The sequence below is a fragment of the Cohaesibacter celericrescens genome (genome assembly GCF_002866925.1).
Lineage (GTDB): Bacteria > Pseudomonadota > Alphaproteobacteria > Rhizobiales > Cohaesibacteraceae > Cohaesibacter > Cohaesibacter celericrescens.
Window position 1 is genome coordinate 181,923 of the sequence record NZ_PKUQ01000042.1, and the last position, 13,329, is coordinate 195,251.

Sequence of the window (13,329 nt, forward strand, 5' to 3'; positions counted from 1 at the left end):
GGCAGGCTGGATCGCTTTGGACTGTTGGGCCAGTAGGTTGGCCCAACAGATTGCAATCTAAAGTCCTTTGAATATCTCTTCAACCAGATCAGCACTCCGACGCCCGTCCTGTGCGCTGCATGGATTGGGTGCATCGTCCAGAAAATGCGCCACCACCCGCTCAATGAAAGGCTGATGCACATGGGGTGGATCACTTATTTCGATCTGCCGCTCCACACCATCAACAGTCAAGGCAACAGCGGTCGGTTTGAAAAAGCTCATACTCGCAGAACCGTTATCGCCATGGATTGTAACACTCTCTTCTCTCTCTGCCGTCGCATAGGCACACATGCCAACGGTTGGAAATCCGCCGAAATCCATCAGATAAGAAACCAGATCCTCAGCTTGATACTGATTGCCCTGTCGCTTTTTCAATCCTTTCACAGCCACTGGCATGCCAAAAACATATGTCAACCAGTCCAAGGTGTGCGATTGCATATCGACAAAACAACCGCCTCCACCGACGGTTGGATCAATTTTCCAGATCTGGTCCGGTCTGTCATCGCTGCACATAAAATGGCGGACTTCGATCAAACGCAGCGAGCCGATTGACCCATCTGTGATAATCTGCCTCAGCTTTTCAAAGCGAGGCAACGCCCGGCGATAATAAGCAACACAGAGTTTGCCGTCAGTCTCTCGCACGGCGGCTTCAATGGCGTCACATTCTCGCCCATTGAGAGCCATAGGTTTTTCGAGCAACACATTTTTTCCCGCCTGCAACGCGCGAATGGCATAGTCTGCATGGGTATCGGGAGGTGTTGCAATATAGAGGGCCGTCAGGTCCGGATCGGAAATCAGTGCATCGGCGTCATTCGTCCAGTGCGGCACCTTGTGTCGGCTGGCATAGTCTGCTGCCTTCTCCGCATCGCGCCGCATCACCGAGACAAGGTTTGATCTTGCAACCTTTTGCAATGCTGGACCGCTCTTGACCTCAGTCACATCACCGCAACCGAGAATGCCCCAACGGACGGTTTGAGTGGGGTTTGATGACATGATGGCTCCTCTTTGCTCCCTATCGACTACCTCATAAGCTACAGGCAGTGGCGATCACCACGCAAGAGGCTTATCCTATGTGCAGATTGTCTACACCACTTCAGTTGATCGCACGCGCCACTCTGTCTTGTTGCGCAAACCCTGTTTTGAACCAGCCACCGTGGATAAGACGGCTGCGGTTGCCCTCTTGTTGAGCAAACCGGCGAGCAAACGCACAAATATTTATCAAAGCCCCCATGTCTGATTAAACGTTTAATTTTTTTCTAGGTGAATCTGAAAATCCCCCCTAAAAGGGAAGAAAGCGGGGCAGATAGCATGGTCAGCATTAAAAAAATTGCATCAGATATCGGGGTCACAGCCGCCACGGTTTCCAATGCCCTCAACGGTAAAGGGCGGGTTTCCGAGGTCTTGGCCAGCCGCATTCGTGCCCGTGCGGATGAGCTAGGCTATCGCCCTAGTTCCGCAGCGATTGCGCTCAAAAGCGGGCGCAGTCATGTGTTGGGGCTGGTGATGCCCGATTTGACCAATCCTTTGTTTCCCCATATCGCGCAAGCTCTTTCGATCGCTGCAGATCGTTTGGGGTTTGCGATTTTGATTGCAGATTCCCGTGGCAGCGTTGAAGAGCAAGATCTGGCAATCAGTCGCTTAATCAGCCGCGGTGTGGATGGCCTATTGGTCGTTCCCCAACGAGGCTCTTCGCCCGCGTCACCCACCACCCCCATGACAATCATCAACACAGCTTCCGATCCCAACAACTCGGTTTCTGCTGATCACTGGGGCGGTGGCGCACAGATGGCGCGCCACATCACAGCCTTGGGCCACAAGAAAATCCTGATCATTGGTGCTGATGCCGTCTCGGAGGTTCAGCAAGACCGCATTGCGGGCATGAAATCACAATTGCCATACGAGACCAAGGTTGAGATCCTGTGGGGGACTGCGGGGATAGAGCAAGCCGCTGATCACGTGTCAAAAGGTGTTAGCGCTATTTTGACGACATCGGACCTGTTGGCGATAAACGTCCATTCCCATCTGACCCGAGCCGGCTTCACCGTACCAGATGATGTCAGCCTAACCGGTTTTGATGACATGGCGTTTTCCGCTGCCATGCACCCGCCGCTGACGACGATCGCGCAGGATGTCGACACTTTGGCCGACTATGTCCTTGATATAATCACCGCACAAATAGAAGGCAAAGCAAGCCCTCATGTAGGCCAGACCATCGCGATGGATCTGGTTCTTCGTCACTCCACCACTGCACCCCGTTCACCTTCCAACAAGGAGCCTCATCCATGAAAAAAGCTCTCTCCCTCGCTGCAATGACCGTTGTTATGGCATCAACAGCCCTCACAACCGGTGCGATTGCCGCTGACAAAACACTGACCATCTCGGTTTATTCCTTCGCGCAAGACGCTTACAAAAAAGCCCTTTATGATCCTTTTGAAGAAATCTGTGGCTGTGATTTGGTCATCGAGACCGGCAACAGCGTAGAGCGCATGGCCAAGATCGAAGCCAATGCTGCCAAGCCTGTGATCGACATGGCTGTTATTTCTTCCCATGATGCGCTGGCACTGGCCCAAAAGGGCCTGCTGGCCAAACTGGACACATCAAAGCTGTCCAGCTTCGACAAGCTTTATGACGCTGCCAAAGACCCCGTCGGCGACAATATGGCCGTTGGTTACACTTTTTATGCCAGCTCGATTGTCTACCGCAAAGACCTGATCAGCATCGACAGCTGGGGCGATCTTTTGACCAACGAAAAATTGGCCAACAATGTAGCGCTGCCAAATATCACCGGCACACAAGGCCCGCTGACCTTGATGATGCTGAACAAAGCCAATGGCCAGAATGGCGACTATGCCAAGACCATTTCCGACATTGGTGCAGCAGCAGACAAAATCGTCACCTTCTATTCCCGTTCGTCTGAGCTGGCACAGTTGATGAACCAGGAAGAAGTGATTGCCGCACCTGTTGGACGCTTTGCTTGGAGCCGTTTCAAAAGCTCTCCACTAGACTTTGCATGGGCGAACCCGAAAGAAGGCCAAGCTGGCGGCATGAATGTCATGGTGATGACCAAAGGCAACGGCAATGAGGAACTCGCCTACCAGTTCATGGATTACTGGCTGTCCACCGATGTGCAGACCCGTGTTGCAGAAGCAATGATCGATAGCCCTGCCAACAAGGACGTCAAAGTCAGCGATGAAGTCGCCGAAAACCTGACTTATGGTGCTGATTTGATCAATTCCCTCAATATCATGCCACCTGCGGATATCATTGCTCAACGCGAAGCTTGGGTTGAACAGTGGAACACTGAAGTCATCAAATAACCAATGGCGCATTAAAGAAGGGCGGGCATGCTTGCCCTTCTTAAGAGCTTGGAGTGGAACCATGTTTCTTGATTCACGACAGGGGTTGGCGCTGGCGCTGCCAGCTGCCCTTTTTGCACTGCTGATGTTCCTCGTGCCCGTGGGAATTCTTTTATCCGAGGCCTTCCAATATGATGGTGGCTGGTCGCTGGGTGCCTATGTCGAATTTTTCTCCAAGCCGCTCTACCAAAAAGTCTTTTTCCGCACATTAAAACTGGGTGCGATGGTCGCAGGCACCGCAGCGATCATCGGGTATGCTGCTGCCTTTTGCATTGTCAATCTCAGCGCAAAGGCACGCGGACAGGTGTTTGGCCTAGTGGTTCTGCCGCTGATGATTTCGCCCGTGGCGCGCACCTACGCTTGGATCGTTATTTTGGGCCGCACAGGCATCGTCAATGACACCCTTGTCGGTCTGGGCATTGCGGACACGCCTTTGAGACTGCTGTTTACTGAAACCGCTGTTTTCATTGGATTATTGCAATTGTTCCTGCCCTTGATGATCATCTCTCTGGTCTCCTCGATGGAGAATATTCCCCGCGATGTCATCCCCGCAGCGCGCGTTTTGGGGGCTAACTGGTTGCAGGTCTTTACCCGCGTCATCCTGCCTCTGACCAAAGAGGGCTTGGTGATCGGCGGCACACTGGTTTTCACCGGCTCGCTGACGGCCTATATCACACCTGCTATTCTGGGCGGGTCCAAGGTTTTGATGCTGGAAACCCTGCTATATCAGCGGGTCAATGTATCCAATGATTTTGTTGCGGCCAGTGTCATCGCCATGATCCTGATCGTCATGTCCTTTTCCACCAATCTGCTGCTCAAGCGCATTGCAACGGCCCGGAGTTGAGCCATGAGACATTTTGCAAACTGGGGCATATTGGGGCTGACGCTTCTGTTCCTCATCGGGCCTTTTGTCATCATCATTTTCGCAGGCGCCTCTGCGGGCGAAAGCCTGACGTTCCCACCCGACGGCTTATCGCTAAAATGGTACGCCAAGGTCTTCACTGTTGAGAGTTTTCGCGCCAGCTTTGCGCTTTCGCTGTTCCTTGCCATTTTTGGCACGCTCACGGCGCTTCTTATAGGCGTTCCTGCGGCTTATGCGCTTAGTCGCTATAAAATACCGGGGTCTGAGACCATCCGCACAATCGTGGCCGCGCCGATTATCGTGCCGGGCATCATCGTCGGCCTTGCCCTGTTGCGCTATTTGGTGGTGCCGCTCAATTTCGGCATCACACTTGCTTTGTTCCTTGCGCACACGGCGCTGGTTTTGCCCTATGCCGTTCGGGTCGTCTCTTCAAGCCTGAATAACCTCAAAGCCGATATGGAAGAAGCGGCTGTGCTTCTTGGCTGTTCACGCATGCAGGCTTTTACCAAAATTGTATTGCCCAACATTCGTGGCGGCGTATTGGCCGCTTTCATTTTGGGGTTTGTGACCAGCTTTAATCAGGTGCCAGTATCGTTGTTCCTATCAGGTCCGGGCGTACGCACCCTTCCTATCGACATGTTGAGCTATATGGAGATCACCTACGATCCTTCTGTCGCCGCTTTGTCTGCGCTGCTGGCCTTCATGTCCCTCGCCATTGTTTTTGTTGCCGAACGCCTTTTGGGATTATCTCGTTATGTCTGAAAATTTTGTCCAGCTCACTGACCTGACCCTGTCCTATGGCAAGACGGTCGCCGTTCCTGAACTCAATTTGTCTATCGCTGAGGGCGAGCTGGTTGCCTTGCTAGGCCCGTCGGGCTGCGGCAAGACCACCACCATGCGTGCCATCGCCGGATTGCTACCACCCACGTCGGGACGAATTCTGATTGACGGGCGCGACGTGACGCGTATGGCCGCTAACAAACGGGGCATTGGTCTGGTGTTCCAGTCCTATGCTCTGTTCCCCCATCTCAATGCCTTTGAGAATGTGGCCTTTGGCCTTCGTTTGCAAAAAATGTCCAATGACGAAGTGCAAACCCGCACTATGGCAGGGATCGAAAAGGTCGGCCTTTCGGGCTTTGAGAAACGAAAACCGGCCGAGATGTCAGGTGGGCAACAACAACGACTCTCGCTGGCGCGGTCGCTAGTGATGGAACCCAAAGTCTTGCTGTTGGATGAGCCTCTATCCAATCTTGACGCCCGGTTGCGGCTTGAAATGCGCACTGAGCTGCAACGCGTGCAGCGCGAAACCGGTGTCACAATGGTGTTCGTTACCCATGATCAAGCCGAAGCGCTGGCAATGGCCGACCGGATCGTACTGATGAATGCAGGTAAAATCGAGCAAGTTGGCACACCCGAAGATCTCTATGCCCGCCCCGAAACCGCTTTTGCAGCTGATTTCATCGGCTTTGAGAATATCTTTCACGTCAAGGATGGTGCGCTGGTCTCGGATGCGGGCAGCCTGCCCATGACCACGGCGAGCGACGCGGCCATATTGGCATGGCGACCCGGTGGGGTTCAGGTGGGGCAAGGTCCGCACCAAGGGGCTGTTCTGGCGTCCAGCTTCGCTGGAGAGCATCGCGAATATGTCATCGACAGCGCGCTCGGGCAAATCAAAGCCGATGCGCCAGTCGGAGCCGCAGCCGTGGCCATTGGCGACACCATCGCCTTTGATTTACCCCTGCACACAGCACGTGCATTGGACGCTTGACGATGCTGTGGGTCGACACCGATTTTGGCTTCGATGATCTATGGGCATTATTGTTATTGCAACAGCATGGCGTGTCACTGGCAGGCGTGTCGCTAGTCGCGGGAAATGTGCCGCTGGCGCAAGCCAAGGCCAATGCCCTTGGAGCGATTGAGACCTATGGCCTGGACTTGCCTCTCTATGAGGGCGCTGATCGCCCTTTGCTACGCACGCTAGAGACCGCCGAAGCGATCCTTGGCCCAACCGGAATGCAGACCCGCGGCAGGGCATTGCCATTTGTCCCCGCAAATCGTCCCTTGCCTGCCGCGGGATCTGCGCTTGCCAATTGGCTTTTATCAGCCAAAGATACTGAACCACGCGAGATCCTTGCCATTGGACCACTGACCAACATCGCTCAGCTGATCGACGATACGCCCGAGGCCGCAGCCAAAATCACCCGCCTTGTCTGGATGGGTGGGAGCAACGGGCACGGCAATCACACCACTTTTGCCGAATACAACGCGATTGCCGATCCTGATGCCACCTTCAGAGTGATGCAGGCCAACTTGCCGCTTGATGTGGTAGACCTGACACTGTGCCGCACGGTGAATTTTGCCGCCGATGATCTGCCCAATTGCGACCCGCTGACGGCGGATCTGCTGGGCGGATATCTCGACATTGCGATCAACAGGGGCCGCGACAGCATGGCAATCTATGACCCTGTGGCCGCGCTCGCGATTATCTCTCCCGAGGCTTTTGAGAGCCAAGCAATGGATATGGCGATCGAGACACAATCGGGGGATCACTACGGGGCAACAACCTTCACAACAAATCCAGCAGCTATGGGGCATCTTTTGACCAAAGCTCCCCTTGATGCCGCTCGCACCTGTCTTCATGCACTAGCCAAGAAAGACCAATAACATGGCGAAGGAAGCCAATCTTTCCAATCCCACCTTACGCCAATGCGCAGTTGATGCTGCCTGCGGCCGACGCGCCTTTGATATATTGATAGAAGGAGCCATCATCCTCGACATGGTGACAGGGCGAGAGCGACAGGCTGACATTGGCTTGGTTGGTGCGTTGATTGCATCGGTGCATGCTCCAGACCCACAGGCGCGCGCAAACAAACGCATCAATGCCGACGGGGCTTATGCTGTGCCCGGTTTCATTGATACACATATGCATATTGAAAGCTCGATGGTGACCGCAGCGACCTATTCCAATATCGCCCTTACCAAGGGAGTGACGAGCGTGGTTTGGGATCCACACGAACTCGCCAACGTTGTTGGAGTGGCTGGTGTTGACCATGCTCTGGAAGAAGCGCGTTCGGCGCGTTTGAGGATTCTGCCTCTGGCTCCCACCTGCGTGCCTTCTGCGCCGGGTTATGAATTTAGCGGTGGTGACTTTGATAGCGTGGTTCTGTCCGACCTTCTGAAACGGGATATGATCCATGGCGCTGCCGAGCTTATGACCATGCAGCCGTTGCTTGCCGGCGAAAAAAGGGTCACGGACATTGTCAATGCGGGGCTCGCCAGCGGAAAACGGGTATGCGGCCATGGACGCGGTCTTGCTGGCCGTGATCTGGCTGCCTATGCTGCGGCAGGCATCGAAACCGACCACGAGCTCACATCGGCTGAGGATCTGATTGCACGTCTTGAAGCGGGCATGACTGTAGAATTACGCGGATCGCATGAGCATCTGTTGCCCGCCTTTGCCAAGGCTTTGCTGGAACTGGGCCAATTGCCGCAAACCGTCACACTATGTACCGATGATGTTTTTGCGGACGACTTACTGCACAAAGGAGCGCTTGACCGTGTGATGCGTATTTTGATCCGCGAAGGCTTGCCTGTCGACTGGGTTTATCGCGCTGCGACGCTCAATGCGGCCAGTCGCATTCGTCGTCCTGATCTTGGCTTGATAGCTCCGGGCAAACGCGCCGATATCGTATTGCTGTCTGATCTCATTGATGTGCGCGTTCAAACCGTCTTCACCGATGGAGCATTGGCAGTTGACAATGGTAAGCTTCTTGCGCCGGACCAGTCTGTGCCCTGCCCCGCAGCATTGTTAAAGACGGTCAAAACCGAACGGTTCACACCGCAGGATTTCGAAGTCGTCGCACAGGGCAACGAAGCCAAAATCGCCACTTTATCAAAACCACGCTTTCCACAATGGGGTGAACGCGTCGTTGCCATAGAAGGCGATAGGCTGAAACTGCCCGATGACATGATCCGCATGGCGGTCGTCAACCGGCACGGGCGCCACACGCCGGTGCGTGTTGCATTTATGGAGAATTGGGGCACGTGGCGCGGCGCCTTTGCAACAACCATCTCTCACGATAGCCACAATCTGACAGTCTTTGGCCGCAATCCCGCTGATATGGCCGCTGCAGCCAACGCCTTACACAGTATGGATGGCGGGTTAGCTGTGGCAAAGGACGGCGAAGTGATCGCCTCTCTTGCTCTACCCATTGCAGGCCTTGTCAGCAGCGACCCTCTTGAAAAGATTGCGGAGGATTTCACCGCAGTTCGCGCTGCTCTGGACGCGCTGGTGGATTGGGACCCACCTTACCTGGTGTTCAAAGCGCTATTCGGGTCATCCTTGGTCTGCAACCCCGGCCCGCGCCTTAGCGATGCCGGACTGGTGGATGTGTTCGAAGAGCGCATTCTCGAAAGTTGCGTGCTTGACAGCTATTTTTGATTCCAAGGCAGAAGTCCCGCCTTGGAGTCAAACAAAAACGATAGCCTAACGTTTCTGCTTGGCCAATCCAAAATCGGCAAGAATGGCAAACAGGGATGGCACGAGGAATAAAGACAGGATGGTCGCAGTGAGAAGGCCAAACGCCAAACTGTTGACCAGTGGGATCAAGAATTGCGCCTGCGTGCTGGTTTCTGCCAACAAAGGCAACAGCCCCGCAATGGTGGTTAGTGACGTCAAAACAACAGCCCTGAAGCGTGCCTTGGCTGCCTCGCGAGAGGCGTCCAACGGATCACGGCCATTTTCCATTTCTTCATGGATGAATGAAACCAACAGGATCGAGTTATTGACCACAACACCGGACAAGGTCGCCAACCCGACCAGAGACGGGATAGACAAATCCAGCCCCATAGCCAAATGGCCAATTACCATGCCTATCGCTCCCAAAGGAATGGCCGCCAGCACGATGATGGGTTGGACATAACTTTTAAACTGGAAGCTTAGGAGGATAAAGACGAAGACCAGCCCAATGAGAAAATTATTGAGCAATGAACTGCCCGTTGTTGCCGCTTCCTTGCCTTGGCCGACAAAAGAAACCGAAACATCGGGATATTTTTCCTTCAATTGGGGCAAAAAGTTAAGCTTGGTAAAGGCCATCAGCTCACGGGCATTGACAACGCTGGCCTTGATGGCCCCCTGCACCGTGACTGTACGCAGGCCATCAATGCGGTTGATGCGCGCATAGCCTCGGGTTTGGGTGACATCAGCAACTGTGGAGAGCGGAATTTTGGACCCGTCCGGTCCCGTCACTGTGATGGCCTCAATACCACCGGGGCTGTTGATCGAGCCGCTTGCCAACCGGACGCGAACATCAACACCATAACGGCCCGTCTGCACCTGAATGCCGGTGCCGCCTTGAACGATAGCCCTCAGTTCTTCGGAGACTGATTTGGCATTCAGTCCCAACGCGCCCGCATCATCACGCAGCTTGACGCTGAATTCGGGCTTCCCCGGGCGCAAATCATCAAGCACGTCGACCACGCCATTAAAGCCAAGAAGAAAGGCTTTGAGCTCATCGCCTGCTTTTTTCAAACTGACCAAATTGCCCCCACGCAAGCGGATATCAATAGCATTGCCAGCGACACCACGCTCTTTATCGGTGAATTTCATAGCCACAGCCCCTGCGACAGGACCGGTCAATTTGCGCCAACTGGCGATCATCTCTGAAATAGAGCCGCTTCGGTCTTGTGCCTTGATCAAATCGGCGCTGATGGTAGCAAGATGCGGCCCCTTCTCGTTTGCATCTGCATTGATGCCATAATAGACAAGCACATTGCGAATAAGCGGTTGGCCATCTTTCTGGAGCGGGGTGAATTCCTGATTTACTTTTTCCAATGCCGCAACCACCTGATCAATGGCCTGTTCGGTTTGGCTGAGCGGCGTGCCTTGCGGCATGAGAATGCGCGCCTGAATGACATCGCTTTCCAGCTGAGGGAAGGACCGGAATTTGAGCATACCGCTGGGGAAAGCTGCCGCAGAAAGAATCAAAAGACCGATGATCAATCCCACTGTCAGATAGCGCCAAGCAATGGCAACATCCATCATCCGACCGAAGGCACCATTGCGGAAATTTTCAAAACCCTGTTCAAACACCGCGTGAAAACGAGATTGCTTTCTGTTGTTTTGTTTTTTGAGCGAATGATGCAGGTGAGAGGGGAGGATGAGAAAGGCCTCGACCAGGCTTACGGCCAAAGTGATGACCAGAATAACTGGCAGAACTTTGAGTACAGCTCCGATTTTCCCCGCCATCAATGCCAACGGGCCGACAATGAAAATCGTGGTGAGAAAAGAGGAGATCACACTCGGCATGACCTGACGCACGCCATTAACGGCAGCGTCCAGCTCACTTTCACCCTTCTTCAGGCGTGCACCTATATTCTCGGAAATGACGATTGCGTCATCCATCAAAAGACCGGTGGAGACGATCAAGCCCACCATGGTCATGGTGTTGAGGGTGTATCCCAAGCCATGCATGACGAAGATGGCCCCAAGGAAAGACACCGGTAACCCCATTGCTACCCAAAAAGAATAACGCAGGGAAAAGAAAGCCCACATCGTTAGGAACACCAGAACAAGCCCCTGCACGCCATTGTCCGTCAGGATGCGCAAGCGATCAAGAATGTTGGGTGAGACGTCTTGAGAGATGTCAAGACTGACGCCGGAAGGCGCAAGATCACGTTCATTGGCCAAAATTTGGTCGATCAATGCCTTGACCTTCAGTGTGTCCTGATTGGGGGTCTTGGCTATTTCGATCAGGGCTGCCTGTTTGCCATTGAATGTGACTTTATCTTCAGCAAATTCAAACCGCTTTTCGATGGTGGCGATATCTCGTAACCGCACCAAACCACCATCTGGCGAGCTTTGGATCACGATGTCGGCAAACTCGCGTGGTTTGCGTTTTTGGTCAGCATAGCGAAGCACCAGATCACCATTTTTGGTCTCCAGGGTGCCCGCTGGTAAATCAATGCTCTGATTGCGAATGGCTGCTGACACGTCTGTGACGCTCATGTCCAAATCCCGCAATGCGGTCTCTGAGACTCTGACATCGATCAAGGGATCGGAGAAGCCCTTCATCGTTGCCTGAGCTATCTGCTTGTTGCGCAAAATGCGTGAAAGCACTTTGTCAGCATAGGCAAAGAGGCCTTGCTGGTCTTCAATGCCCGTGATGGCAATAGTGGAAACAGTGGCGGTTCGCTCCAGCTTGTTGACAGACGGCCGCTCTACACGCTCAGGAAAGCCGGTGACGGCCTCAATTGCGCCTTTGATATCGTTGTAGAAAGTATCAAAATCCCGCCCCTCATACATGCGCACAACGGTGATGGCGAGATTTTCACGGGCTTCACATTGCAGTTCGAGCTTGTCTGGAATGACACCCAAAGCTTCCTCAACACGCAGGCAAACGGCCTCTTCCACCTCCAATGCGCTACCTCCGGGATAATTAACCCGGACTTCGACTTCGGTTGGCTCTGTAGCGGGAAAGGTATCCCGCTGCAAGTTGGGCAGCGAAAGCGCGCCAATCAAGATGATGCCAACCATCAGCAAATTGGCTGCGGTCGGGTGATTGGTGAAATAACGGATCATAATTATTTCTTCCCTTCGCTAGCCTTTTTACCGGTTGCTGCTGCCATCGTGTCGGCAAGTAGGTTTTTATCCGGGCGCGGAGCGACAAGCATGCCGTCTACAGGGGCTGGCATATCAGACACAATGACCTTTTCATCGGGCTCAATGCCTGACTTCAAGACGACAATATCTCCCTGCGTATAGGCCACCTTGACGGATTTGAAACGCAAGCGCTTGTCCTTGTCGACAACCATCACCATACCCTTGCGCACACTTAACGCTGGCAGGGCTATTTTGTTCTTTTGGGGTTGGCCTTCCAAAATCACTTCAACCGCAGTATCGCGCACCAGTGGCGGGCGCTGTCCGGGCGTTGCTTGGCCATAAGGATCATCAACCTTGAGCACTATACCACGGGTGCGGGTTTTGGGGTCCATGGCTTGAGAAACGCGATCTAATTTGGCGTCCCATTCGAGGACACCTTTAGGGACATGCAAACGAACTTTGGCTTTGAGCAGCTCATGTCGCTCTGAAACGCCACGTGCATCTTCCGCAAGCGTCTCTAAAGCTGCGCCTGTGTCACCTGTCTTGCCGAATAAAGGGCTTAGGGCGCCGATTGGGAATTGCGCGATGACTTCGGCCACGTCAATACCATCGCCACTAAAGAGTGTTTGGCCTTTGTTGACATATTGTCCCTGAGCAATATCGACAGCGCCCAAACGAATATCAAAGGGTGCCTTAATCAAGGTACGCTGCACATTCAGTGCGGCAATATCACGTTGACGCGACAATATATTGCGCTCTGCTTGATTGAGTTTGAGACCACTTTGAAGCGTTTGGACCTTGGCTTGCGCTGTCAACATTGCCCGTTCAGCTGCGTCCACGGCGGCTTTGGCCGAGGAGCCTTGTTTGAGCAATTGCTGTTTGCGCGCCATGTCATCCTCAAGCAACTCAAGCGACCGTTCCTCGATTCTGAGTGACGCTCGGGTGGTCTCGTCCTTGGCAGCCAGTGCTTCTTTTTGGGCGTCGATCTGGGCAAGCCCCAGCTCATATTCCTGCGCATCAATGCGCAACAATTCAGAACCTTGCTGAATGAGCAATCCGTTGCGCAACTTGTCTGCGGTCCAAACCACAGAACCGGCGACCTGGGCCACGGCATCCCATCTGCGGGCTGGTTGAACCTTGCCATACCCCCTAATCGAAGGAACAGCCGTGACCGCTTTGACTGATATGACCTTTACCGGTGTGGCTTTTTCCTTCTTGTCGGCCGCGGCTTGAGGCGGTTTGGCATTGTTGCCTGAAAACAGCAAAACGGCCAGCGCCAATGCAATGGGAGGAATGAATAGGAATTTCTTGAAGATGCTCATGGTTCAGCTCATTTCAAACAGGGCTAGCCATAGGAAGATGCGATTCAGAAAGACAAATGTCGTTACATTGCAATTATTGAATGTAGTGACTTTACCATATAGAGATCAAGATAATAAATGTAACGGAACGCAACCAAACGCACTGAGCCT

General features: G+C 53.6%; 10 protein-coding genes. 7 read left to right on the plus strand and 3 right to left on the minus strand.

Annotated elements, in window-relative coordinates; all coding sequences use genetic code 11:
- Nucleotides 1–57 precede the first annotated feature (57 nt).
- Nucleotides 58–1,032, minus strand: a complete 975-nt coding sequence (locus C0081_RS17550; RefSeq protein ID WP_101535149.1) for a Gfo/Idh/MocA family protein — start codon at nucleotides 1,030–1,032, stop codon at nucleotides 58–60.
- A gap of 315 nt (nucleotides 1,033–1,347) precedes the next feature.
- Between C0081_RS17550 and C0081_RS17555 the strand changes: the two genes are divergently transcribed.
- The 7 genes from C0081_RS17555 to C0081_RS17585 all read left to right on the plus strand — a co-directional run bounded on the left by C0081_RS17555 (nucleotide 1,348) and on the right by C0081_RS17585 (nucleotide 8,698).
- Nucleotides 1,348–2,325, plus strand: coding sequence for a LacI family DNA-binding transcriptional regulator (locus C0081_RS17555; RefSeq protein WP_101535150.1), 978 nt, complete (start codon nucleotides 1,348–1,350; stop codon nucleotides 2,323–2,325).
- Nucleotides 2,322–3,356: an extracellular solute-binding protein gene (locus C0081_RS17560; protein WP_101535151.1), complete on the plus strand. Its 1,035-nt coding sequence runs from the start codon at nucleotides 2,322–2,324 to the stop codon at nucleotides 3,354–3,356. Before C0081_RS17555 ends, C0081_RS17560 begins: the two co-directional genes overlap by 4 nt.
- A 61-nt stretch (nucleotides 3,357–3,417) precedes the next feature.
- Nucleotides 3,418–4,239 (plus strand): ABC transporter permease, encoded by an 822-nt coding sequence (locus tag C0081_RS17565; protein ID WP_101535152.1) that lies wholly within the window; start codon nucleotides 3,418–3,420, stop codon nucleotides 4,237–4,239.
- 3 nt (nucleotides 4,240–4,242) lie between these two features.
- Entirely contained in the window at nucleotides 4,243–5,019 is a 777-nt protein-coding gene (locus C0081_RS17570; protein WP_101535153.1) for an ABC transporter permease, read from the plus strand.
- On the plus strand, nucleotides 5,012–6,025 hold the full coding sequence (locus C0081_RS17575; RefSeq protein WP_101535154.1) for an ABC transporter ATP-binding protein: 1,014 nt from the start codon (nucleotides 5,012–5,014) through the stop codon (nucleotides 6,023–6,025). The genes C0081_RS17570 and C0081_RS17575 overlap by 8 nt, the downstream gene beginning before the upstream one ends.
- 2 nt (nucleotides 6,026–6,027) lie before the next feature.
- Nucleotides 6,028–6,921, plus strand: a complete 894-nt coding sequence (locus tag C0081_RS17580; RefSeq protein WP_101535155.1) for a nucleoside hydrolase — start codon at nucleotides 6,028–6,030, stop codon at nucleotides 6,919–6,921.
- Between the two features lies 1 nt (nucleotide 6,922).
- Nucleotides 6,923–8,698 carry an adenine deaminase gene (locus tag C0081_RS17585; protein WP_101535156.1) on the plus strand — a complete coding sequence of 592 codons (1,776 nt, stop codon included), beginning with the start codon at nucleotides 6,923–6,925 and terminating at the stop codon, nucleotides 8,696–8,698.
- 45 nt (nucleotides 8,699–8,743) lie between these two features.
- Here the strand turns inward: C0081_RS17585 and C0081_RS17590 are convergent, their stop codons facing one another.
- Nucleotides 8,744–11,836 carry an efflux RND transporter permease subunit gene (locus C0081_RS17590; RefSeq protein ID WP_101535157.1) on the minus strand — a complete coding sequence of 1,031 codons (3,093 nt, stop codon included), beginning with the start codon at nucleotides 11,834–11,836 and terminating at the stop codon, nucleotides 8,744–8,746.
- Nucleotides 11,837–11,838: 2 nt separating this feature from the next.
- Nucleotides 11,839–13,179, minus strand: coding sequence for an efflux RND transporter periplasmic adaptor subunit (locus C0081_RS17595; RefSeq protein ID WP_101535158.1), 1,341 nt, complete (start codon nucleotides 13,177–13,179; stop codon nucleotides 11,839–11,841).
- Nucleotides 13,180–13,329: the final 150 nt, after the last annotated feature.